This window comes from Roseibium salinum (genome assembly GCF_026240905.1).
Classification (GTDB): Bacteria; Pseudomonadota; Alphaproteobacteria; order Rhizobiales; family Stappiaceae; genus Roseibium; species Roseibium salinum.
This window is the reverse complement of the sequence record NZ_JAPEVI010000003.1, coordinates 1,326,267-1,351,182: the sequence shown is the minus strand read 5'-3', so window position 1 is coordinate 1,351,182 and position 24,916 is coordinate 1,326,267. Positions and strand designations below refer to the sequence as shown.

The 24,916-nt window shown below is 59.9% G+C and carries 18 protein-coding genes; 15 read left to right on the top strand and 3 right to left on the bottom strand.

The features are described from left to right. Positions 1-5: 5 nt before the first annotated feature. Together ON753_RS10760 and ON753_RS10755 are read right to left on the bottom strand one after the other, a co-directional pair. Complete coding sequence (locus ON753_RS10760; RefSeq protein WP_265962514.1) at positions 6-1,280, bottom strand: glycosyltransferase; 1,275 nt, start codon at positions 1,278-1,280, stop codon at positions 6-8. Positions 1,281-1,296: 16 nt separating this feature from the next. Next, on the bottom strand, positions 1,297-1,890 hold the full coding sequence (locus ON753_RS10755) for a MarR family transcriptional regulator (protein ID WP_265962513.1): 594 nt from the start codon (positions 1,888-1,890) through the stop codon (positions 1,297-1,299). A 269-nt stretch (positions 1,891-2,159) separates the two neighbouring features. Between ON753_RS10755 and ON753_RS10750 the strand changes: the two genes are divergently transcribed. The 15 genes from ON753_RS10750 to ON753_RS10680 all read left to right on the top strand — a co-directional run bounded on the left by ON753_RS10750 (position 2,160) and on the right by ON753_RS10680 (position 23,239). Then, complete coding sequence (locus ON753_RS10750) at positions 2,160-3,905, top strand: type I secretion system permease/ATPase (RefSeq protein WP_265962512.1); 1,746 nt, start codon at positions 2,160-2,162, stop codon at positions 3,903-3,905. Beyond that, the gene (locus ON753_RS10745; protein WP_265962511.1) at positions 3,902-5,284 is read left to right on the top strand and encodes an HlyD family type I secretion periplasmic adaptor subunit; all 1,383 of its coding nucleotides are present in this window, start codon (positions 3,902-3,904) and stop codon (positions 5,282-5,284) included. Before ON753_RS10750 ends, ON753_RS10745 begins: the two co-directional genes overlap by 4 nt. A 550-nt stretch (positions 5,285-5,834) precedes the next feature. Then, complete coding sequence (locus tag ON753_RS10740; RefSeq protein ID WP_265962510.1) at positions 5,835-6,437, top strand: calcium-binding protein; 603 nt, start codon at positions 5,835-5,837, stop codon at positions 6,435-6,437. A 96-nt stretch (positions 6,438-6,533) separates the two neighbouring features. Then, positions 6,534-7,466 carry a hypothetical protein gene (locus tag ON753_RS10735; protein WP_265962509.1) on the top strand — a complete coding sequence of 311 codons (933 nt, stop codon included), beginning with the start codon at positions 6,534-6,536 and terminating at the stop codon, positions 7,464-7,466. A 7-nt stretch (positions 7,467-7,473) separates the two neighbouring features. Then, positions 7,474-8,745 (top strand): glycosyltransferase family 2 protein, encoded by a 1,272-nt coding sequence (locus tag ON753_RS10730; RefSeq protein WP_265962508.1) that lies wholly within the window; start codon positions 7,474-7,476, stop codon positions 8,743-8,745. After that, a complete protein-coding gene (locus ON753_RS10725) occupies positions 8,742-9,587 on the top strand; it encodes a class I SAM-dependent methyltransferase (RefSeq protein WP_265962507.1) in 846 nt (281 codons plus the stop codon). The genes ON753_RS10730 and ON753_RS10725 overlap by 4 nt, the downstream gene beginning before the upstream one ends. Beyond that, positions 9,584-10,840 carry a glycosyltransferase family 4 protein gene (locus tag ON753_RS10720; protein ID WP_265962506.1) on the top strand — a complete coding sequence of 419 codons (1,257 nt, stop codon included), beginning with the start codon at positions 9,584-9,586 and terminating at the stop codon, positions 10,838-10,840. Before ON753_RS10725 ends, ON753_RS10720 begins: the two co-directional genes overlap by 4 nt. Positions 10,841-10,851: 11 nt before the next feature. Next, positions 10,852-11,619: a hypothetical protein gene (locus ON753_RS10715; protein ID WP_265962505.1), complete on the top strand. Its 768-nt coding sequence runs from the start codon at positions 10,852-10,854 to the stop codon at positions 11,617-11,619. A 3-nt stretch (positions 11,620-11,622) separates the two neighbouring features. After that, positions 11,623-13,890, top strand: a complete 2,268-nt coding sequence (locus tag ON753_RS10710; RefSeq protein WP_265962504.1) for a glycosyltransferase family 2 protein — start codon at positions 11,623-11,625, stop codon at positions 13,888-13,890. Further along, positions 13,890-15,239, top strand: coding sequence for a glycosyltransferase family 4 protein (locus ON753_RS10705; protein WP_265962503.1), 1,350 nt, complete (start codon positions 13,890-13,892; stop codon positions 15,237-15,239). Before ON753_RS10710 ends, ON753_RS10705 begins: the two co-directional genes overlap by 1 nt. A gap of 20 nt (positions 15,240-15,259) precedes the next feature. Then, positions 15,260-16,447 (top strand): polysaccharide pyruvyl transferase family protein, encoded by a 1,188-nt coding sequence (locus ON753_RS10700; RefSeq protein WP_265962502.1) that lies wholly within the window; start codon positions 15,260-15,262, stop codon positions 16,445-16,447. Between the two features lie 227 nt (positions 16,448-16,674). Beyond that, positions 16,675-18,204, top strand: coding sequence for a DUF6212 domain-containing protein (locus tag ON753_RS10695; RefSeq protein ID WP_265962501.1), 1,530 nt, complete (start codon positions 16,675-16,677; stop codon positions 18,202-18,204). Between the two features lie 5 nt (positions 18,205-18,209). Beyond that, on the top strand, positions 18,210-21,008 hold the full coding sequence (locus ON753_RS10690) for a glycosyltransferase (protein ID WP_265962500.1): 2,799 nt from the start codon (positions 18,210-18,212) through the stop codon (positions 21,006-21,008). Positions 21,009-21,045: 37 nt separating this feature from the next. Then, positions 21,046-22,392 (top strand): polysaccharide pyruvyl transferase family protein, encoded by a 1,347-nt coding sequence (locus ON753_RS10685; RefSeq protein WP_265962499.1) that lies wholly within the window; start codon positions 21,046-21,048, stop codon positions 22,390-22,392. A 34-nt stretch (positions 22,393-22,426) separates the two neighbouring features. Further along, a complete protein-coding gene (locus tag ON753_RS10680) occupies positions 22,427-23,239 on the top strand; it encodes a glycoside hydrolase family 16 protein (RefSeq protein WP_265962498.1) in 813 nt (270 codons plus the stop codon). Between the two features lie 274 nt (positions 23,240-23,513). Here the strand turns inward: ON753_RS10680 and galE are convergent, their stop codons facing one another. Further along, positions 23,514-24,545 carry a UDP-glucose 4-epimerase GalE gene (gene galE / locus ON753_RS10675; RefSeq protein WP_265962497.1) on the bottom strand — a complete coding sequence of 344 codons (1,032 nt, stop codon included), beginning with the start codon at positions 24,543-24,545 and terminating at the stop codon, positions 23,514-23,516. Positions 24,546-24,916 lie beyond the last annotated feature (371 nt).

Sequence of the window (24,916 nt, the reverse complement as noted above, 5' to 3'; positions counted from 1 at the left end):
CAGGGTCAGGACCCCTGGCAATGAATGGTGGCGGGGCGCCGTGTGGGCAGCCGGGTGACGTTCCCGGTCTTGCGGGTGCCGATGAGCCGCTGGAGCAGGTCTTGCGTTCGCAGAACGCATTCGGCGAGGCCGAAACGCGAGACGACCGTCTGCCGCGCCGCGGTCCGCATCCGCTGCAACTCCGGCGGCTGTCCAAGCGTGCGTTCGATCAGGTGGGCAATCTGCTCAACATCCCAGAAATCGGCAAGACGGCCGTTCTTGCCCTCGCTGATGACCTCCTGCACCGGCGCGGTGGCCGAGGCGATGATCGGCGCGCCGCAGGCCATCGCTTCCAGAAACGACCAGGACAAAACGAACGGATAAGTGAGATAGACGTGGGCGGCAGAGACCTGGAACAGGCGAATAAGCTGGTCATGTGGCAACTGTCCCAGGAAATATGTGCGCTCTGGAGGCAATCCGGTTTCCTTCATCAAGACGTCCCGCCAGGAGCCTCCATCCCGATGCGCCTGACCGTAGCTGACACCATCACCTCCGGCGATCAGGAAGCGAACGTGCGGATTGCGCTTCGCAACGATTGCAGCCGCGCGCATGAACTGCGGAAATCCGCGATAGGGCTCGAGATCGCGTGCGGCGAATGTGACGACGGGATCGCCGGGAGTTAGCAGCGTGCCGTCCGGCAGGCGGAACGTTGCCAGGGGATCGGGATGGGCACGCCCGGTATCCACGCCTTCATGCTGCGCGACGATCTTGGACCGGTAGGCGGCAGGATAGCGGCTCTTTTGCCAAAGGGTGGGGCTGATGCCGCAGTCGACCTGATCCAGCGTTGCCAGCTGAACTGCGTTCCGGAGCCGAAGCGCCTGCCTCTGCTGAAGGCCGACCGGTTGGGACCGGTCGAAGCCGACATCGCCGCCCTGGGGCTGAAAATAGTATTCGCAATAGCCGACGGCCGGCGTGTCGGGCAGGACATCCTTGACGAACATCATTCCGCCCCAGCCGATATGTCCCATCACCAGATCCGGTTTGCGTCCGCTCCGGTTCAGATGGTCCAGTATGCGGGCAACCCGGCGGCCTGCATCGACATAAGGCACCGGCGCGCGGTTGGCGCGATCTGTCGCTCCCGCCGCAGGTTGCCGGTCCGAATAGCGAAGCACCCGCAGGCCAGGCACTGGCCTGTCGGTGCTTTGCGACAGAAGGGTTGCTGTCCATCCTTCAGACATGAGCCTGCGGGCAATGTGCACGAATTGCCCGGGACCGTGCCGGTGCACGAACACGATGTGCATGTTGCCTCGTTCCCGGTCAGAACTTGCTGGTGGCAGAACGGCCGTTGTTTTGCTGGAGATCGGTAGCCCACAGAACTTCCAGCCTCCGCAGCATTCTCAGGGTTTCTTCGAAGGCGTTGTGGTCTTGTTCATCGCGGACGATGAGGTCCTGGTTGAACTCGTCGGCGGCCCTGATCGCTTCGCAAAGCCGTTTACCCTTGTCGGTCAGTCTGATGCGTGCCGAGCGCCGGTCCCTGGGCGATGCCGTTCTGTCGACATAACCGGACTGTACGAGCTGCTTCAGGCTGTAGGAGGCGTTCGATCCGAGATAATGTCCCCGATCCATCAGGTCCCGCACTGAAAGATCATCGTCACCGATCGTGAAAAGGAGCATGGCGTGAGAGGGAGATATATCGTCGGCACCAAGGCGGATCAGGTCGACGCGCAGCCTGTCCAGGTAACGCCGGTACATTCGCTCGATGATTCTGACGAGCTCAAAGTGGTCCACGTCTTTGCGGGCGACGATCCTCGCTACTTCGTCCACACCATATCGGATGTTCTCCTCGGCTGAACTGACGTTGTCTGCGCGCTCGTTCGCCTCTTGCGCCGCATCAACAAAGGTCTTGTGCATCTGCCCCAAACTCCACCTACTTTCGAACTAAATTCGAAATATTTCTAGTTTACTACTGTTCCCTGCCAAGCACATGTATGCATTATTTGCTTATAGTTTTATTTTTTGTCCTGATTTAGACCGCTCTACGCAATCGAAACCCTAAGATCGCCCCAATTAGTCTATAAACTTTCGTCATTGATATGGAGAGGATGTGTCGTTTTCTGGGCAAATACTAGATTTTTTCGCACCTGCGAACACATCCATGGGTTGAGAATCCGGAGAGTTGTATGGCTAAAAAGGAGAAGACGGTGGTCAAAGATGGCGCCTGGCTGGTGAGAGAGGCGCGTAGGACTTTTACTACCGGATTGATCGCGGCTGCAATTTTAAGTGGGTTTATCACGCTTTTGCAACTAACTGGTCCGTTCTTCATGCTGCAGGTGCATGACCGGGTGCTGAACAGTCAGAGCCTGGATACGCTGAGCATGCTGACCATCATCGCGGGCGGCGCACTGATTCTGTATGGGGTGCTGGAATTCATACGCAGCCAGATATTCCAGGTCATGGGCACCGAGCTCGTGCGGCGCCTCAATCTGACGGCGCTCGAGGCCGGGGTGAGAACGTCGTTGGAAAAAGGCGGAGGGCTGGCAACGGAAGTGCTCCGGGACCTGAACGATCTGCGCAGTTTCATAACCAGCAATGCGATCAGTGCGCCGCTGGAGGCCCTGTGGGTGCCGCTTTTCATGCTCGTCCTTTTCCTGCTGCATCCGCTGTACGGATTGCTCGCCGTTATTTCGGCGGTGATTCTCATCGGTCTCAATCTCGTTTCCGACATGGCGACACGTTCGATTCTCAAAGAAGCCAATACGGCGAATCTGGAGAATGTGTCGCGCATCGGGTCGACCTTGCGGCACGCGGAAACGATCGAAGCGATGGGCTTGATGCCGGCGCTCGCGCGGCGTTGGCGCAAGGGACAGATTCACGCCAACGACCTCATGGCGGTCGGCAACAGGCGCGGCAAGGCGATTCACGCGCTGACACGATCCCTGCGATTCGGAATGCAGATTGCGGTTCTGACGCTCGGGGCGCATCTGGTCATCAAGGGCGAAGTGAGCGCCGGTACCATGATTGCCGCGAGCATCACCACCAGCCGTCTGCTGATGCCCTTTGACAACATGACTGAAAACTGGAGGCAGTGGGTCTTTGCGTTTTCCGCGTGGAACCGCGTCAGCGAGCTCGTCCAGGGCCACTCGTCCGTGCGGCAGAAGATTCCGACGCCGCCCAGCCAGGGACCGCTGAAGGTGGACCGGCTGGTCTACGCGGTACCGAATGCACCCATGCCGATCATCAAGGGTATTTCCTTCAACCTCGAGCCCGGTGAAATTCTCGGCATCGTCGGCCCCTCCGCGGCCGGCAAGTCGACGCTCGCGCGCCTGCTCGTCGGAACGCTGCAGCCGACAACGGGCGGCGTCTTTCTGGACGGCCACAATGTCTATCTGTGGGAGCGGGCCTCGTTCGGCGCCATGGTCGGCTATCTGCCGCAGTCAGTGTCGCTTCTCGACGGTACGGTTCGCGAAAACATATCGCGCATGTACGACGCCGATCCCCAGATGGTAATCGACGCGGCGCGATCGGCCGGGGTGCATGAAATGATCGGGCGCATGCCGCTGGGATATGACACGCCGGTCGGGGATACCCGCTATACGCTGTCGGGCGGTCAGAAACAGCGCGTCGCCCTGGCACGGGCCCTGTTCGGAAAGCCCAGGCTGCTTGTGCTGGACGAGCCTAACGCCAACCTCGACACCGAAGGCGAAGTCGCGCTGCTGCGGGCGATCTCGGCCGCGAAGGACGATGGAGCAATCGTCATCATGATCGCCCACCGCCCGGCGATCATGGAAGCTGCGGACAAGATCCTGGTGCTGGAGGATGGCCGGATCAGCCAGTTCGGTGACCGCACGGACGTTGTCAGCAACATATCGCGCCGGCTGCCTCCCGCTCAAAAACGCTCGCTGACGTCGAATGGAGAAGTTGCATGACCCGCCAGATCGAGCACGAAGCGAATATCACGAACGACGTCCGCGCCAATGCGGTTGAACCCTTCTGGAAAACCGTCCATGCCCCGGACGAGGATAAGCGGCCGGGCCTGCGTAAACCGGTGATGTCCGCGGCGATTGCCGTTCTTCTCGGATTTGGCGGTTTCCTGGTGTGGGGATTTACCGCGAACCTCGACAGCGCGGCCATCGCGCGCGGCAAGGTGATTGCCGACAGCAAAACCAAGCCCATCAGCCATCTGGAGGGCGGCATATTGAAACGGTTGCTGGTGCAGGAAGGGGATTTCGTCGAAGCCGGACAACCTCTCATCGAACTGGATGCAACGAGGGCAAGGGCCGAATTGCAGCAGCTTCACGGAAAGAGAATCAGCCTGCTCGCAACGCTGGCAAGACTTCGGGCCGAACGCGACCGGAAGGACACTGTCGAAATGCCTGCCGAGTTGGCCGAGATAAATTCGCCGATGGCGGAGGACGTGATGGAGGCCGAGCGGCGCCTCTTTCAAAAACGCCGTGAGGTCTACGAGGGAAAGTTGAAGTTTCAGCGCAAGGAAATCGAGCAGCACACCGCGCAGATCGAGGCTGCCGAGGCGCAGATTGCCGCCAACGCAGACCGCCGGGTCCTGCTCGAAGAGCGGGTGGCGGCGCTCAGCAGCCTGGAAAAGAAGGGGTTCACCTCGAAGGCCCAGTTGAGCGAGGTCCAGCTTGCCCTGAGCGAACTCATCGGCGACGGCGGTGAACTTGCTGCCGAAAAGGCCCAGTCCGAAAAGGCGCGGCAGGGTGCGGAGGTCGCCCTTCTGTCGACCGAGCAGGAATTGCAGAGCGAGATCGCGGGCAAGTTGCTGGAAGCCCAACTCGAGCTGAACATTACGAACGAAAAGATCATCGCGGCCAGGGATGTGCTCGACCGTCTCGTCATAAACTCCCCTCAGGACGGCATTGTCTACAACATTCAGATGCGCACGCCCGGCGGAGTTATCGAGCCGGGAAAACCGATCCTGGACATCGTACCCAATGATGAAAAGATGATCGTCGAAGTGCGGATGGACACCGAAGACATCAATTCCGTTCATGTCGGATCCGAGGCCCGCATTCGGCTGACGGCCTATGAGCGGCGCAGGACCAGCCCCCTTGAAGGGAAGGTGACTTACGTCGCGGCCGATCAGAGCCTCGATCCGCAAACCCAGTACGCTTACTATGTGGTGCGGGCCATGGTGAACGAGCGCGCGCTGGAGGAAAACCCGGAGATCTCCCTCTCGCCCGGCATGCCGGCGGAAGTGCTGATCATTCGCCGCGCGCGCAAGGCGATGGAGTATCTGCTTGAACCGATCACCGACAGTTTCAATCGCGCCTTCCGGGAAGAATAGGCGGGTCAGATCGATCTGAAATCGTTCGGCTGGCGGTCCATTGCAAAGCGGTCAGCCAGCCGACGCTCTTAAGCCCATTCGTGAAGGGGACTCCCGTGACACAACTAAAAGTAGGTCCTTCTCGGCGTCAGATTACCCGGGCGTAGCGAATGCTGCACCGCACATTCCTGGCGGTGTCAAAGTAAATAATACGCACAGTATTCTCGGCGATGTTGCAGAAACAGAGTCCTCAGGACAGACTTATACACCTGGAAAATAGAGAGAATTTCAACATCATGGGTTCAACTCGATTACCGCTCGCGGAAATTACTTCGAATTTAGAAATAAAACGAAGGCAATGACCGAGTGAATTAGAAATTTCCTGCAGTTAAAATAGCAAAAAAGGCAGTATTAAACAGAATATTGCCTTATTTTTTTCATGATTCATCCCTTTGATGAAGATCAATAGTGTGTATTGTGTCTCTCGCAGCGCAACAGCAGAGATTGTTTTTGTGATGCGACGTGCCGCGGCGTCGGGACGTTTTTAGAGAGGCAAACTCAGGAGCTAACTATGGCTACAATTGAAGGTAGTGCGTTTGACGATTTCTTGCCCGGGACCAATGCCCCTGACTTCATCTTCGGATTGGGTGGAGAGGACATCGTCTTTGGCGACGAAGGCGACGATTTCCTCTTCGGCGGCGATCAGAGCGACGTGATCCTCGGCGAAGCGGGAAGCGACAAGATCTTCGGCGGCGACGCAGGCGACGTCCTTGTCGGGGGTGAGGGAAGTGACATTCTCTTCGGTCAGGAAGGTGCCGACTTCATCTCCGGTGGAGATAACGGTGACATCATCATGGGCGGTGCCGGCAGCGACATCATTGATGGCGGTGCAGGCAACGACATCATGTTCGGCGGTGAAGGCAGCGATGTCTTTGTGTTCACCGGCGGTGGCGGCAACGACGTCGTCATGGACTTCCAGGACGGCGATCTTCTTCAGGTCACCACGAACATCAATGACACCGGCATCGAGTCGGCGGCTGATGTCGCCAGCCGGGCAACGCAGGTCGGCGACAACACCGTCATTGACCTGGGCAACGGCGACAGCGTCACCCTCAACAATGTGGATGCACAGGCCCTTCAGGACAATCCTGACGGATACATCGTCGTATCCTAACGGCGCCCGTCCGGGCACCCGCATCTGCGGGGTGCCCGGCCCGGAATGCAAATGGAATCCTAACTAACAATCACGCAAGAGTATTGAAGCGCAAACATGCTGGAAACCGTAGGCTCTTACGCCGAAGCGCAGTTCGACGCTCCGCAGATATTTCAGCTTGCACCGGATGTTTGCTTTGTCGTTTGGGATACGCCTCATCCAGTTAACGCAGCCCCGCGTCTTGAAGAGCGGTCCGGCCGGCGTTTTGGTTCCCTTGCAAGTCTTCGCCTCGCGCGGTTGGACGGCAGATCGCGCCTTCTTTGGATTTTCTCCCTCAAGGAACAAGCTGCGCTGCACTTGAGGCTGAGCGCCGGCGCCGTCGGATCCGGTGCCGATCTCCACGTGAAAGAGGATCAGGAACAGGCAGACGTCGATCCTTATGCCCTTACGGCCGGCCTGACGCAAAATGCCTGCGCTGTTTTCGTAACGACAATTCTGAATACCTGGGCCGGCATGTTCAGGCTCGGGAGATCGCGCCGGTTCGTTGCGTTCGCGATGGATCTCCTGCGCTCGGTAAACGAGAAACCGGGCGTTGCCGATTGCGTTGCGACGATCGGGGATATCCGGCTCTTTGAAACATTCCTCAACGGTGACTGTGCCGACATCTCGTCTGCGGTGCTTGTCAGCGACTTGGGGGTGAAGCGGGTCGAGAAGAGCTGCTTCAACAAACAATATGGTAACGGAAAAAAGCGGCTCTTTGTCGGTTCTGCCAGCATGGAGCACCTGCCGGAAAAAGGTCTGCTGGTCCTCTCCGGGCCCTGGGGGTTGGCGATCTCGCAAGTTGGAAACCGACAACGGCCGGCGGACGCTCGGCCAGTGGTGGGCCAACTATGCACGCAAATTGCCGGAGCTGAGGGATTTCCTGATATCGGACCTCGGGGGCCGCACCGCACTGGCGCGGGCGGCCGTTTCCGATCTCCAGTCTTCCGAGCCATTGCCCGCCAAACGTCATGGCGTTCTTGGCGACGTGACGCCTTTCTGTTCGATTGAAACCGCATTGACCAGCGAGGATGGGGTACTTGTCGGCGGCTGGCTGCGTGACCCTGCGGGCATGTATGTCGGACTTGACCTGATCGATCCGTCGGGCGAGGCGCACCCGCTTTCGCTGCACTCCTTCGATGGTGTCCTGCCGGACAGCCAGGGAGGGCACCGGATCAAACGGTTTGTCGCCTACGCACCTGTCGCAAAGTCGCTGCAGCATCATCTGCAGCCCAGATTCGATCTGCGGCTTGCGTCAGGAGAAAGCTTCATCCTGATTCCCCCGCCGCAGCCGGGCGAGCTTGGCGATATTCGCGCGAAAGCCCTTTCCGTTGTGCCGCCCCGTCATGCGACCGACCAGGTCATGGAAGAATGCCTGTCGCGGCCGTTTGCCGACCTGCAGTCGCGCGTAAAGGCCGCTGTCGGGGCGCCGGTGGAAGTGTCGATCGGCACGCCGGTGCAAGATCCGGCGATCTCGATCGTCATCCCCGTTTACCGCGTGCTGGAGTTTCTGAAGGCGCAAATTGCCGCCTTCGCGGCTGACAGCTGGCTTGCGGAACATGCGGAAGTTCTCTTTGTCCTGGATTCTCCTGAACAGGCAACCCAGGTGGAGGATCTCCTGGCCGGCTTTCACCTGCTTTACGGCTTACCCGTTCGGCTGATCGTCATGGATCGCAATGCCGGATACGCGCACGCGTGCAATGCCGGGGCAGCCCTGGCGCGGGGACGCTATCTGGCGATGGTGAACTCGGACGTCGTGCCGGTTCAGCCCGGCTGGCTTGAACAGCTGTGCGCCGGCCTGCTCATGGATGAGCATGTGGGAGCCGTGGGCGCAAAACTGCTCTATGCCGATAATTCCATCCAGCATGCGGGCCTGAAGTTCATTCAGGATGAGAAGGGCCGGTGGTTCAACCACCACTATTTCAAAGGCTTCCCGCGGCTCTTCCCGCAGGCCGGCGTTTCCCGCGAAGTGCCCGGCGTTACCGGCGCGTGCCTGGTCCTTTCCAAAGCGGACTTTGACGAAGTGGGCGGGTTCACGACGGACTATATCATCGGTGACTACGAAGACAGCGACCTGTGCCTGAAGATAAGGCGGCTCAATCGGCGAATCTACTATCTGAGCGATGTAGAGCTGTATCACTTCGAAAGAATATCCATAAAGAAAAGTGCCGATTACACCCGCGGTGTCGCCTCCCAGTACAATCGCTGGCTTCACCAGTCCCGTTGGCAGCAGGACATGGAGTACCTCATGTCCGCGCCCGGGGCACAGGACGGAATGACAACATCATGAAAGCAAACGTTCAGATAACCGACACCATCACTCTGCAGCCCGCTGCCTTGAGAGGTGAACGGCTCACAGACCTCCAAAAGATTATCGAACGAAACCGCTTCCTGCCCGTTCCCTCGCAGGAAGACGTTTTTGTCGGCGACGGCGACTACCTGGCGATCGGCACGGAATTTCTCGGCCATTTCATCGAACTGGGCGGCCTGCGGGAAAACGAGAGGGTTCTCGATATCGGCTGCGGCATCGGCCGCATGGCCGTACCGCTGACGCAGTATCTGGATCCGGCGACGGGACAATACGAGGGCATCGATCCATCATCGCACGGCATCCAGTGGTGTAGCCGGAATATCTCGTCCGTCTATCCGAATTTCCGCTTCAGGCACCTGGATATTGCGCACGAGCTCTACAATCCCAAGGGCCGTATCCGGGGAATTGAACTTGCGCTACCCTTTTCGGACAGTGCGTTCGATTTTGCCGTCATGACCTCGGTCGTCACCCATTTGCCGGCCGCGGAGATCGGACCCTATTTCCGGGAAATTTCCCGCGTCCTCGAACTGGGCGGGCGCCTGTTCATGTCCGCTTTCGTCGTCGATGACGGCACGGACCTTACCTCGGGAGACCCGCGCGTTGTTTTCAGGCGTGCAGGCGCGGGGCCGGCCTGGTACGCCAACCAGCAGGCGCCGCTGGCAGCGGTCGCTTTTGACGACGGGTTTCTCGACGAGGCGCTCTTTGCCGCAGGGTTCGAAATCGCCTCGAAAAAGCTCGGCCATTGGCGCGGGCGTACGGGCAGCCGGAACTACCAGGATTTCTTTGTTGCCGTGAAGACATCGCAGCGGGGCGAGCAATGAGGATACTCGTCTTCGCGCATAATCACCCCGACCTTCATCCCGGCGGAACGGAAACGGTCGCCTGCGAACTGGCAAGGGCCTATCGCAAGGCCGGTCACGAGGCGCTTTTCGTCGCGGCGACCAATCATTTGCACCGGGAACCGCACCCGGGCACGAGTTTCCAGGCAATCAGCGACAGCGGCGACGAGCTGCTCATGTGGGCAGGTCACTTCGACCGTTTCAACATGAGCCAGATCGATCTCAAGGCGTTCGTTCCGGACATGCAGACGCTGCTGGAGAGTTTCCGTCCCGACGTCGTGCATATCCATCACCTTCTGCTCTTCGGCGTGGAACTGCCGGTCCTGATCAGGCGCGTGCTGCCGCATGTAAAGATCGTGATGACGCTCCATGACTATTATCCGATCTGCGCCAATGACGGCGTCCTCATGCAAACGCCCGACGAGCCGTGCGCGGCGCTTGGAGCCGGGGGCCTGTGCCGGTGCATTCCCGAGGCAAAGCCGAACGACCTGCGCCTTCGCGAGCGCTTCATAAAGACCCACTTCGATGCAATCGACGAGTTCGTCGCTCCCAGCAATTTTTTGCGCGGTGTCTATGTGCGCTGGGGTCTTTCAGCGGACAGGATCAAGCTGATCCGCAACGGACGGCCTGATGCGGCGCCGGCTCCCTTGCGTTCCGCTCCCGGCGCACCCAGGAATGTCTTCGGGTTCTTCGGAAATCTGACCCCATGGAAGGGCATTGAGGTGCTCTTGCAGGCCGCAAGGATTCTCAATGAACGCGAGGTCGATTTCGAGCTGCGCGTTCATGGCGGAGCGCCGTTCCAGGATCCGGACTTCGTCGAGAGAATCGAGCGATTGTTCGAAGAAACGGCGCCGAACGTGACCCGTCTGGGTCCCTATAAAACGCACGACGTGCCCGAACTGATGGGACCCGTCGACTGGGTTGTTGTCCCGTCGGTCTGGTGGGAGAACGCACCTCTCGTCATCGCCGAAGCACAGCAACACGGGCGCCCCGTGATAACCAGCGGAGTGGGCGGCATGGCAGAGGCGGTGTGTCACGGTGTCGACGGCCTGCATGTTCGCAAGAACGACCCCTCCGGTCTTGCGGGCGTTCTGGCCGCGGCCGCCCGCGACCCACAGCTTCACGAGACGCTCGCTGCAAACACACGTCCGCCCGAAACCGTCGCGGCGGTGGCCGAACAGTATCTGCGCCTGTTTGCAGGACAGCACGCAGCCGCAGAAGAACCCGCAGCCTAACGAGCAGAGCCATGTCAGCAGCTGAAATGGAAACCAACGTAGCCCAGGCCCCGAAAGCGGAGCAGACCCAGGCTCCCAAAATTCAGGGGCGTGTCGACGCCTTCGAAAGCGGACGGCTGTTCGGCTGGGCCTGGGATGCCGCAAATCCGCGCGACCGCATGACCATCCACGTCTACCACGACGGTCAAAGGGTCATGAGCAAGACAGCCGAGGATGCGCGGATCGACCTGCGGCGAAACGGGATCGGCGACGGTGCCTACGCTTTCGATCTTGAGCTGCCGCAGGCGGTGGCTGCGGCGCCGGAAGGGTTGTCCGTGGTGGCGGAGTCGCCCCAGGACGGCACGCAGCTCAAATTGCCGCGCCCGAGTGCCGAAGAACGGGCCGCGGAAGCCGCGATCGCGCTGCCGCTTTCCGTCGTGATGGAGAAACTGGACCGACTGACCGCAGCTCAACGCCAAAGCGCACTCGGGCAACGGGACGCAACGGTCCTGCTGCGCGAAACGGCACAGCGGATCGACAAGCTCGCCTCGACCGACGGCGAACTCGGCGAAGCGCTGACGATCCTGAAGGGAGGACAGAGCGAGCTTTCCCAACGCGTCAAGGAGCTCGAGGTCTTTCTTCTGCGCTTTGATCAGACGCTGAAGGGATTCGACGACCGCCTGACGGTTCTGGCGGAAAAGAGCCAGAGCAACATCAGGGTTCACCTCCTTTTGCTGGCAGCGTTGCTCGGCATTGTCGGCGGCCTGTTGCTTGCCGCAATCGGTGGGGTTTGGGGGTAACGCATGGAACCGGTCGTGCCTTTGGAGGGCGTCCAGAAATTGCGCGCGGGCGCGGATCATTTCGCCGCCCGTCCGGGGGAGTCGGATGGGCGCCGGAGAGACGGTGTCGGTGTGCCGCTCGACGGCCGCTCCGTGCTCTTTTCCACGCTCGACCGGGAGACCCTGCTGGTCGCAGGTGTCGGCGACGCTTTTGCCGGCAATCTGCAGGTCATCCTGAATGACGACCCGAAGACTGCGGCTCCCTGCACCCTGGTGACCCTGCCGTTGAGAAAGCCGGCTTCGGCCAACAAGCCGCCGTTTATTGCCGTGCTTTCATTGCGCCAGATGCGCGGCGAGACGCTGGAACGCGTCACGATCCGGAGCCACGGGCATTCCTACCCTTACGTGCTCAAGCACGGCCCGGTGGACCTGGCCGCGTTCCTGAATCTCGTCAGTGAAGTCTCGAAGCAGCCGGAAACGGAGATCGTCGACAGCCTGGTTGATGCCCTGCTGTCAGGCAAGTCCGCCGCCGGCGGAACGGAGATTGCCGCGAAAGTCGTCCGCAGCATCGCAAGGCAGGACGGCTTTATCGAGGTGCTCGGCAGCTTCGATCAGGGCGACGCCTATGTCCAGGGGTGGGCAAAGGGCCTGCCCGCAGGCAGTTGCCGGGTTCTGGTCCTCGGAGACGGTTTGACGGTTGCAGAACTCACCAGCGGCCTCTTCGAGCGCAAGGATACCGGCGGAAAGGCGTTCGGCTTTTCCGGGCTGCTCACCGCACAGACCAGATTGAACGCACATGCCATACGCAGCCTCGTGTTCCGCGGCCGCAGCAACTGGAGCACGGTTGATGTTCACGAGAAGCGCTCGCTCCTGGAGGCTCACGGCATACCGGGCCAGATCCGCTCCCTGCTTCCCAGGCTTTCGGGCTCCGGTGACGGAAAGCGGAAGCTGGTTGCCGCCGCTCACCGCTTCGATGGGCGGGAGACCGTAAGCGAACTCGACGTCCCGGTGCGCATCGGGATCGATTTCTGCGCAGCGGTCGACAGGGGCGGGGTCATGCTCAGCGGCTGGTTGCTGGATCCGGAGGACCGGGTGGAGGCCGTCTTTTTCCAGTCGGCTGACCGGTCGTTCCGAATCGACGAAACATGGACCAGCCAGCCGCGTCCGGACGTCACGAGTGCATTTGAAGACCTGTCGCCTTTCCTGAGGGGGCCGTCCGCTCACCATCGCCATGGTTTTCTCGCCTTTCTCACCTGCGAGCCGGACGTGGGCACGCGCGCGTCCTATCTTGAAATCGTTCTCAAGAACGGACACCCGGCCTACGCCCCGCTTGCGCTCGGAACGGCGCCGCTCAGAACCGCTTTCCGGAGGCTTGTCGCCAGCCTCGACCCGGTAACCGCGCTGAGCTCCAACGTTGTCGAGCGCCAGTTCGTACCGATGCTTTGTGAGGCGGTCCGCACTGAACCGGTCGTCGGGGAAGTGATCGACATCGGCCAGGTGCCGCCCGATACTTCAAAGGCGGTCGTCATTGGTCTCGATGATGACGTTGAAAAGGCGCTTGTCCTGTTGCCTTTGCTCGCACTCGACCCCTTCTTGCGAGGAGTGCCTCTTGTCCTGTCAGGGCCGGCGGCCGCGTTGGCCGAGCAGCTTGAGGAAGTCAAACGGCTTGCCGGGTTCTACGGCGTGGCTGTACGCGCCGTTCTGGCAACCAACGTTGAAGACAAGCTCGATGCCGTCGAGGCCGGCATCGCCGCCGCTCCTTCCGAAACGATTGTCTGCCTCAACTCCAGTCTCGTGCCCAGAAGCGCCGGATGGCTGGAGCCGCTGATTTCAGCGTTCCAGGCACGGGACGGACAGTGCCTCGCGGCGCCGACGATCCTTTATGAAGACGACACCATCCGATGGGCGGGAAGCTGGATCGACGAGGAGGGCAGTGAGACCGCCTTGAAGCAGCACTACCTGGGCTATCCGCGCAGAACGCTGCATGGCGCGGCGGTCTGCGAGGTGACGGCGGCCACGTTCGACTGCTGTGTCCTGCCGAAATCCGCCCTGGAGGCGGCAGGAGGCTTCACGCGCCGGTATCTGGGAACGGACGAAAAGGGCATCGATGCCGCCTTGAAACTGCGCGCGAGCGGGGTGCCGTCGATCTGGGTTCCGCAGGTGGAAATGGTCCATCCCGAAGACAGTTTCGGCGGCGAACGGAATTGGCAGAAACTCGTGTCCGTGATCGATCGAAAGGTCTTCGACCGCAATTGGTCGGCCGCGCTTCCGAAACTGGCGGGGGCATGCTGATGAACGACCCAAGAGCTCCAGGCGGATCTTCGGCCAACGACATGCTCCGGGTCCTGGTTGTGTCCCACGGGCATCCGAACCTGTCGCTCGGCGGTGCGGAGGTCGCCTCCTACAATCTTCATCAAGGCCTGAAATCCATTCCCGGAGCGCAGTCGTTCTTTCTGGCACGCGTCGGGGAGGATTATCCTGGCCATGGGCGCTCTGCCCTCATGGGAGCGGAGGATGCCGATGACGAATTGCTCTATCATGCGGACGATTACGATCCATTCCTGATTTCGAACCGCAATACCGCCGACATCCGGAAAGACCTGCGCCGGCTGGTGCGCACTCTCCACCCGGATGTGGTGCACTTCCACCACTTTCTCGGCTTGGGACTGGAAGCGCTCTATACGGTGCGCGAGGCGCTGCCGAATGCGGCAATTCTCGTTACATTCCATGAGTTTCTGCCGCTGTGCCACCATCACGGGCAGATGGTCAAGACGGAGGGTCTCAAGCTCTGCGAGACCGCTTCGCCGATTTCCTGCCATGGCTGCTTTCCGGAGATCGCACCGGGGGCGTTCTTGCGCCGGAAGCAGTTCATCCAGTCCATGCTGGGGCTCGCCGATGCCTACATTTCCCCGAGCAGGTTTCTTGCCGACCGCTACGTCCAGTGGGGACTGCCCGCCGACAATTTCTCGATCATCGAAAACGGCCTGAACGTCAGCGAGAAGGCCGAGCCGCGCAAGCTGACCGGATCCCGCAACAGGCGCTCCAAATTCGCCTTTTTCGGACAGATGACGCCCTACAAGGGCGTCGATATCCTCATCGATGCCGTACAGCGCATTCCCGAATCCGTCTGGGGGGACGATGCGTCGCTAACCATTTTCGGCGGCAATCTCGGCCGGCAGCCGGAGCCTTTCCGGAAGAAGATCGCCAGCCTTCTGGAAAAGGCGGAAGACCGCGTCAGATTTGCAGGTTCCTATCAGAACAAGGACATGCCTGCTCTCATGCGCCAGGTCGATTGGGTGATGATGCCTTCGATCTGGTGGGAAAACTCGCCGGTGATCATTCAGGAGGCGTTCTTTCACGGCCGTCCGCTGATCTGCAGCGATATCGGCGGCATGGCCGAAAAAGTCAGGAACGGTATCGACGGCCTGCATTTCAGGGCGGCCAGCCCCGAGGACCTTGCGGACAGGATGATCGAGATCCTGAGCAACCAGGGGCAGTGGGAGCACCTGCACAAGGGCATCCAGCCGCCCAAGACTCATTTGGACACCGCGCAGGAACACTTGAACCTTTATCGCGCGGTTATCGCCAACCGCCGCGTACCGAGGGTCGAGTTGTCCGGCGACCTGCAACAGAGCGCATGAGTAAGAACAAGGAAGCCGATATGTCACGCATTCTGGTCATGATCCCGTCCGGCGAGGTCTACGATCATGACAATGTCCGCTGGTATAACTATCGGGACGTTCAGCGAAATTTGGATCACTACCATAATATCGGCGATGCGTTCGTTTTCGATTCTTCTCTGAAGCTTCTGAATTATTCGAAACTCGGCGTTCTGGAGATCAGGAAATACGATCCCCGGCAGGTCGACAGACTGCGCGATGAATATGACTACGTGGTCCTGCGCGGGTCGAACTACATTCACAGCCAGATGAACTGGGAGCAGGCTGAAGCCGTGCTGAAGCATCTTGGGCTGCCGGTGCTTGCCTTCGGAATCGGCGCCCAAGCCCCCGTGGACGGCAAGATCGCACTCAGCGACTCCACCAGAAACGTGCTGCGCATCATAGCGGACTCCACACAGTCCGTTGGTGTGCGTGGCGCCTATACAGCGCAGGTGCTGGCGGATATCGGGATCAACAACACCCGCATCATCGGATGTCCGACAGCATTTCGGAATAACGATCCCGACCTTACCATCACGTTGCCGGACCTTGGCAGTGTGAAGAAGGTCGGCCTTACGGTACGCAGAGAAGTCTCCCCGGCCTATGCCCAGGACATCCGCCAGTATCTGACTTTCCACCGAAGTCTGATCAAATCCTGCGCCACCCGGTTCGACACGATCCTGATCGCCCAGGGTGAACTGGAGGAAAAGAAGCTTGTCTTCGGTAATGACCGGCAGAAGGAGGAGGCGATTGCCGCCCTGAAGGCTAATGACTGGGTCAGGCAATGGTACCTGGACGATGAAATCGAGAAGCTTTACCGGAGCCGCCTGTTCTATTCGGACGTGGTTGCCGACTATGATGCGGTTGTAAGCCGGTGCGACCTGGTTCTCGGCTACCGTCTGCACGGCAACCTGATGGCCTTGGCAAACGGGGTCCCCGCCATCTACTTCACCTACGACAGCCGCACGCGCGAGTTTGCCGACACGTTCAGGATACCGAGTTTTGACGTGTTCTCCGAGAAGCTTTTCCGGCTAAGCGACTTTTGGCGCCAGGACACGTTCGACGCGTTCAACCGGGCCTATGCCGGGACCTATGACGCGATGCGGGACTTCCTGGAGGAAAACGGCATCGAAAACGCGATGCGGGACCGATCGCTTCCCATAGCGGAGAAGGCACGAGGGGTTGCGTGAAAATGCTAACAAAATACAACAAAACTCGAAGTAATATTTCTGATTAGTAAAACAAATGTCATGACAAAATTGCAAATATATTTGTGAATAGAAGTATTAACCTATCTAAGTCAGCTCTGCTGTCGTATTGTTGACACAAAAAGACTTGATCTTCCAGGGGAGTGTTTGATCGGCACGAATAAGCGTGTCCTTCAGCGGTTATATCAGCTTGGTAGATTGGGGGCTGCATGACAGTCGTAGCTACACACGAGACGTTTCCGGTTCACAGGGCGGTTCGGGAAGTATCTCTTCTGAAAGAACCTGTCCTGATCGTTATCGGCCTCAACAGACATGAGGTGCCGGGACCCCTGGTCGAGGCGGTCAAGACGGTGTGGTTCGAAGGTGTTGACGATGGGCTCGCCCTCTTTTCCGATGAAACTGGCGAGAGGTTCGAAATCGGCGAACTGCCGTTGATGCTCCTTGCCGTTATTGTCAGCCCGGAGGCGTCCGGCGACAAGGATCGCTTTCTCAGATGGCTGCAGCAGCGCGGTGCCGCACAGCTTCCGCCGGTGATCGGCTGGGGCAGAGGCGGGGAGGTCGAAGCGGTATCCTCCCTGATCGGGCTGGTTGCCGAAGGTGTGAGGGCCGGGGCGAGGCGTCTTGTCCTGTCCAACAAGGAGCTACGGACCCTCAGAAGCCTCAACGACGAGCTTCAGAACCGCTTTGCCTCGCTCGAGGCGTTCCTGAACCGGCACGGTCTGCAGCCGCTCGACCTGGTCTTCAGCAACGAACCCACTGAAAACCCGCTGAACCCGAATGTATTGGCGAGTGCGTCGCCTGAGGGGATAAGTCAGATCCTGCCGGTGGCGAGCTCCGGCGTCAGCGGTATTGCGGTTCACGTGGAGAAGCCCGCTTCGCGGCACGATATCAAGCTGCGCGCGCAACTGGTCGCGCTCGAAGAACTCAGGATCATCGACACCTGGCAGATCGCCAGCGGCGACCTGACCGGCGGATGGAACATATTCGGCCTGTCAAAGTCGACGGCCGGACTGCGGAGAACGCTGGAATTCCGGCTCCTTGTCGAAGAGGCTGATGACGATGTTCCGCTCCTGTCCATGGGCGGGCTGCAGCCGGTCGAAATGTTCCAGGTTAGGGACGCGGCGACCGGGTCGCCTCTTCTGAAGAACAGTCTCGCCTTGCAGGTGTGGGCCGGAATTCCCGGTGTGACCCTGCCGTCTCATGCCAATTACATTCCGGCTCAATCGCAACAGGTCACCACGGAGGAAGGCTTCCGGGACGTTCCGATCGCCGCAGGCGTTCTGGAGCACGCGAGCCTGGCAAATTCCGACGAGGTCTCCTTCGAATTCGAAGCGATCATGCCGTTGCCGGCGGAGCGGGCGATCGGTTGTCATCCCCCGGCCGAGGGCATCACGATCGGACATCTGCCTGCGGCGTGCCCGCCCCAGGTCCTGCGCATGTCTGCGAAGGCCTACATCGACAACAACCGCGCTGCGGACATCGATTTTGCGATCGTGGTTGCGCGAGACCTCGAACGTGCCAAAGCCTTGTTCGGCGAGGAGCGGCAACCGGCCGCCGGCGAGGCGTTTTCCGGGTGGAAGACGGTGACCTATGGCGATACCGCGCATCTGAGCGCTTTTGCCGGAGAAAAGCTCGACATCTGGCAGAATGTCTATTTCGCCACGCGCATGGCTGAGCCTGGAGGAAATGATTTCGCCTGGGCCAAGTTCGCCAATTTCCGTGCCGTCGTGAGCGGGTAAGCGGCATGCTTCATCGCAAGGTCATCAAAACGGACGAACCGAATGTGCGCTACGCTCAGTTCGGAAGTGCCGGCACGCCATCGGCGACGGTTGCCATCCTGATCCCGGTCTACAAGCATTCGGTCTTGTTGACCGAGGCCGTCGACGCGGCTCTCGCCCAGGAGGCGCCATTCAACATCGCCGTCGTCATCGTGGACGATGGCTGCCCGTATCCCGAAACCGCTCAGGTCGGGCAAGCTTATGCGCTGGCGCACGAGAACGTCTATTACCTCAGAAAGCCGAATGGCGGCCTGAGCTCGGCCCGCAACTATGGGATCGAGTTCGCCTTGCGCACGTTCGGCGATCTCGAGGCCATCTATTTCCTGGATGCCGACAACCGGATCACGTCGACCGCCATCCATGTGCTCATGGACTATATGCGCCGCAATGACGGGGTCGACTGGATCTATCCCAATATCGACAAGTTCGGGATCGAGTGGAACGGCAACTACACGGCACAATATTCACGGCTGCTGCACGTGACCTTCGACAATATCTGCGAGGCAGGCAGCCTGGTCTCCAGGTCGATTCTCGACGCTGGTGTACGCTTCGATGAAAGCATGAAGTCCGGCTTCGAAGATTGGGAGTTCTGGCTGCAGGCGATCTCGCACGGCTTCAAGGGTGCCAATTATCCGTTCTTTGGCTTTGAATACCGTCAGCGCGCCGAAAGCATGCTGCGCGATTCCAACCGGACCCGCGAAAGCATTCTCGGCTACATCAAGGACAAGCACAAAAAGCTGTTCTCCACGGATACGCTGCTCCAATGGGAGCACGAGGAAGCGCCGCGGTATGGAGCGTTCGGCCGGGGCTCCAACCTGGTCGACCTGTTCACCGACCCGCTGATCGAGCACGACAAGCGGGAGCTGGAGGAGTTCGTCAGGACGTTCTGGTCCTCCCGGGCCGAACCGGAGACCTTCGGGGTGCCGCCCTTCTGGCTCTGGATGTTTCCGGTCCACAGGGATGCGCTGAAGGGGCTCGGGCTCCTTCACAACGTTCTGTGGCTCGGCGAGCGCTTGTCGCAGGCTTATCACTTTGTGGCGATCCGTTTTGAACGCGACAAGGACAAGCTGGGCGTGGAAATCCATCCGCTGGAAGAGGGGCAGGGACTTGCAAAGAGGCCGCTCGCCTGGATGACGTCGCTCGGCATCGTGCAGCAATGTGCGGAAGATACGTCCGACGACTGGGTGCGGTCGCTCAGAGGAGCTCATCCGGCGCCCAAGATCGTCGAGCTGGTTGTCCGGGGACCGTTCTCTGCTGAAGACATCCAGAGAACCGCTCTTTCCGCCACCAACAGCCTGCTAGCGACACTGGGCGCTCTGAGGGACTCCGGATACCAGAACGGACCCGCCAAACGCTGGATCTGGCGTTCACCCTATCTGCCGGAACGCAGCAAATACTTCCAGCTTCTGCGCCACGCCGTCGGCGCTGCCCCGGTTATGCCGCGTCTGGCCAAGGCGGACGGACCCTTGCGCGTTGGAATGCTGTTGCCGATCGCGACGTTCGGCGGGGTTGAAAAGGTCGCCTATGCGGCCGCCCGTGTCCTGAAGCGGGCAGGATGTGAAGTACACCTCTATGTGTTCGGCCAACCGGTCTACAACCGGATTGCGGAAAACGACGAGGTCTTTGACAGTATCAACTTTCTTGCGGACGATTATCCACTCTGGGGAGGGCCGAACACGTTTTCCGGCCACGACATCCTGATGGGTCACGACGAGAACGCCCGTGCCGAACAGGTTCTCGGATTTCTGTCCGGTCTCGACGTGGTCATCAACAATCAGCTTGCCCCGGCCAACGCGATCTTCGGCGAACTCAGGCGGCGCGGCGTCAAGGTGGTGAACTACGTGCACGTGCTCGACAATTCCGAAATGGGGCGCCCGGCGGGCCATCCCTACCTGACCCTTGCCTATGAGCACATCTACGACGCGGTTCTCACCTGTTCGCGGGACATGGCGGAGTGGCTGCACGGCATGGGCGTGCCGATGGCAAAGCTGCTGCATATACCGAATGCGCCGGGTTACCCGATGGAGACGGAGGAGGTCAGGGTCCTTTCCGCGACCCGCATGCAGGAACGGGACGGCCGCCTCAGGGCGATTTTCCTGGGCCGCCTCGACCGTCAGAAAGGCATCGAGCGCATTTTTGCCGCTGCCCGCACCCTGCAGCGGCGTGGTGTCCAGCTCGACTGGCGCATCATCGGATCCGACGTGATGGATTCCGGGGCCGGGGGATCCTGGAAGGAGCGTTTCGAGGAGATCGGCATCCAGGTGGAGCCTCCGGTCTACGACAGCCGCCGGCTCAGCAAACTCATGGCGTGGGCGGACGTATTCGTGCTGCCTTCCCGGTGGGAGGGGGCTCCTCTCACGATCATCGAGGCGCAGCGTCTTGGCTGCGTGCCCGTCGCCACGAATGTGGGGGCCGTCTCGGAACTCATCGAGCACGGTGTGGACGGCATTCTGCTGAGAGCGACGGACGACGGCATCGTTACGCAGGACCTCATTGCCGCCCTCGAAGGCCTCGGCAAACGGGAGGGACGATTGAACAGCCTGTCGGCGCGCGCGGCCCAACGCGCAGGCGAACGCAACTGGGACAAGCACATGCAGCCGTTCCTGAGGCAGCTCTACAAGTGGTTCCCGGACCGCTTCAGGGGCATCCGGATCGCGAAGGCGAGGGGCGCGCAATCCACCGACCAGCACAGAACGGTATCCCCGGGAGCGGAGCCGGCCACGGTCGGCGACCGCAGGACCGTCATTCGCCAGTCCACTCATTGAAGGGCTGTGGCCCATATATTTAAAGGTGACAGATCACATGAAAAAGCTCTTCGTTCTGAACGGTGGTGCTGCAGTCAAGCCAGGCAACAAATCCGCCTTTTTGAAGATCGACGACCCCTTGTCCACGTTCGCGCGCGGGGGGATCAATACCGGCGACGTTCTCGTCTACGACGCGATGCTCAAGGCACTGGATTATGACCAGGTCTCGAACATTCAGTTCGCACATGCGGGCGATGAGAGCCTGTGGCCGAAGCAGGACTACGATGCGACGGTCATCCGCGGTTCGAATTACCTGACGGAAAGCGTCGATATCGGCAATGTCATTCCGCTGCTCAAGAAGCTGAAGGGTCCCATCGTACCGGTCGGCGTCGGGGCTCAGGCCGCGAAGTACAAGAAGCTCGAAATGCCCAAGGGCAGTGTCGAGGCCTGGAAGATCATCGCCGACAAATGCGAAACCATCGGTGTGCGCGGTGTCTACAGCGCCGAGGTGTTCAACGATATCGGCATCAAGAATATCCGGATCATCGGGTGCCCGAGTTTTTATCGCGGCCTGCGCCCGTCCATCGAGATCAAGCCGCTCGATCCGGCCAATGCGCGTGTCGGTTTGACGCTGAATAGGTATCTGTCGGCCGACTACGCTTCCAACGCCACCAAGACCAACCGGATGCAGCGGGCGCTCATCCAGGCTGTTGCTCGCCGAGAGAAGAACCGGCTCTACTCCCAGGGCGAGCGCGAGGAGACGCTGGCGATTTATGAAACCGGAGAGGAAAAGCAGAAACACATCCAGGGCATCCTCAGCAAATACGACCTGATGGGCGACAAGGACGTCGAAGCCTTGATGAGCGATCGCATGCAGGCGTTTTTCGACGTCGACGAGTGGGCGGCCGATGCGAAGAAGAATGTCGACGTGCTCGTCGGATTCAGGCTCCACGGCAACGTGATCGGGCTCCACCAGGGCATTCCCGCCGTGTTCTTCACCTACGATCTGCGCATCCGGGAGCTTTCGACCCTCTTCGCAATTCCCTCGGTCGAGGTCGAGGACTACATGCCGATCGACCTGGAAAAGATTTTCGAGAACGCGGACTTCACCAAGGTGCAGCATGTCTACAGGCTAAACTACGCGGAGTACCACCAGTTCCTGACGGAGAACGGTCTCAACCACGTTCTTCCCAAGCCGGTTGCATCTCCGCCTGAAAAGCCGATCACCAAACCCAACCTCGTTCAAATGGATCCGAAACTGGACGACGTCACGGGCTGGTTCCAGGGCGAGGTTGACTACATGACCAGCGAAATCGAGGTCCTGCGCCAGCGGGCCTGGCGGCTCGAACTCGCATTGCGAGAACACACGAAGGCCGACGGGGCAGCCAAGAAACTCGCCAGCTGAACCATCACGTTAGGGCATTATGCCAGATATGAATATGAACGGGTTTTCATCCGGCCGCAGGCGGTTCCTGACCGCCGCGGCCGGTGGTCTTGTCTCAGCTGGCCTGTTGGCGAGGTCCGGTTGGGCGGTTGCGAACCCCGGACTGGAATTGCCGCCGCCACTTGCCGTCGCAAAAGGGGACTGGCAGCTCACTTTCGAAGACAGTTTCGATGATCCTGCAATGTCTGAAGAGATCTGGAAATCGGTCAAGAAGGGCGGCCATCAGCACAAGACGATGCGCTACCCGGAGAACGTCGTGGTGGAAGGCGGCCAGGTGGACCTGCGCCTGGGGCACCAGAGCGATCCGAATCGCCCCTTTACCGGCGGCTACATCCAGACCCGCAGTTTCCGGCAGTGTTACGGCTATTTTGAATGCGATATGCGCATTGCCAGCGAAGCCGGGGTCAACAATGCCTTCTGGCTGATCGCCGACAAGAAGACGTCGGGAGACACGCGGTTCGAGCTGGATGTCGCCGAGGTCAAGTATCCGAACATCATTCAGGTTTCCGCCCGCCGCTGGAAGCCGGAAAAGATCATCCTGGCCGCGAGTTACCGCACCGATACACCTCTGGATACCGCGTTTCATCGCTACGGCATGCTATGGACCGAAAATGAATTCCGCTTCTATGTGGATGATGTGGAGATCTTTGATGTCCGCAACACTTTTGCCCACACGCCGGCACTGATGCTGCTGAGCAATGCGGTCGCGCCATTTGCCGGCAAGAATGACGGCGACATTGAGGGCGCTGCAACGAGTATCGGGCGGGTAAGGGTATTCCAGGACATGAGCAGGGACGTTTCGAGGTGAAGCCGTCGAATGTGACACGGCGCCCGCTGCGGTGAAACTCGGCGGCGCGTGCGCATGCTCGGTTGTAGACAACCGTTCAGATCGTCCTCCCGGACGCAGCGAAGCGGAGATCCGGGATCGGTGAGCCGAAAGCGCTTGTGGACGGAACAGGAACCCCTGAGGCTCTCCGGTTCCGGCTCGCGCTGCGCTTGGCCGGAATGACGATGGAAATGAAATCCGGTGTCACAAGCCCGAGTCGGCGCTCACGCCGGCTTTTGCGCCCGGCCTTTCCCGCCTAATCCACCGCGGTTTCATAGCCGCGCGGGTTCTTGCAGACCCAGTTCCACGTATCCCGGCACATGGCATCCAGGTCGCGTTCGGCCTTCCAGTTGAGCACCTTGTGGGCAAGCTCGGTATTGGCGTAGCATTCAGCGACATCGCCGTCCCGGCGCGGCGCAAAGCTGAAGCGGATTTCCTTGTTCGATGCCCGTTCGAAGGCGCGGACCATTTCCAGAACGCTGTAGCCGTTGCCCGTGCCCAGATTGACCGCAAAGCAGTTGGACGGCGCGGAACCCGACGCCAGCACCTCATGCGCCCGCAAATGACCTTCCACCAGGTCGGTCACGTGAATGTAGTCGCGCACACCGGTGCCGTCCCGCGTATCGTAGTCGTTGCCGAAGACGGACAGCTGTTCGCGGCGCCCGTCCGCGACCTGCGTGATGAACGGCATCAGATTGTTCGGAATGCCGAGCGGGTTCTCGCCGATAAGGCCGCTGTCATGGGCGCCGACAGGATTGAAATAACGCAGGATGCCGAAGCCCCAGGACGGATCGCTCGCGGCAACGTCACGCAGCATGTCCTCGATGATCAGTTTGGTCCGGCCATAGGGATTGACCGCGCGTGTGGGATGATCTTCGGTCAGCGGCAGGAACTGGGGCTCCCCGTAAACCGTCGCCGAGGAGGAGAAGATCATCTGCTTCACGCCGCAATTGGCCATGGCCGATAGCAGGCGGTGTGTGCCGACGACGTTGTTGTCGTAGTAGGCGAGGGGGACTTTGGTGGATTCGCCCACCGCCTTGAGACCGGCGAAATGCACGACTGCGCTGCAACGATGCTGTTTCAGGATCGTCTCCAGCTTCGCCTGGTCCCGGATATCGGCCTGCTCATAGACGACTTTCTGGCCGGTGATCTCGGCAATGCGGTCAAGACTGATGCTGGTGGCGTTCGAAAGATTGTCCAGAACGACAATGTCATGACCTGCCTGAAGAAACGCCACACAGCAATGGGATCCGATATATCCGGCACCTCCGGTAATGAGTACAGTCATACAGCCCTCGAAAGTTCAGAATTAGACGTCTATTGCGCGTTTGTTTGGTTTGAAAGTAGATCTATTTTCAATCCATCACACCTGTGGAAATCGTCACGCGCTTTGTTAGTTCTTTTTGTAGTCGTTTTTGTTGAAAGTAGGGCGCGCAGGCAAGTTAAATATTTGTGTCAGTTAGACAAAATTATGCATTGCCCAGTGCGGGCCGATCGCGCGAAGAATTGGGAAATTCGAACTTGATGGAGGACGAGCCGCATGGCAAGTGCTCGAACCTGCCAAGCGCCGGGCGGGACAAGGCATGGGTCGTGCGAATCCACAGGAAGGCCATGGGGATCGGACCAGAAGAATACAGCCATTTCAAAGGAAGAATGAGA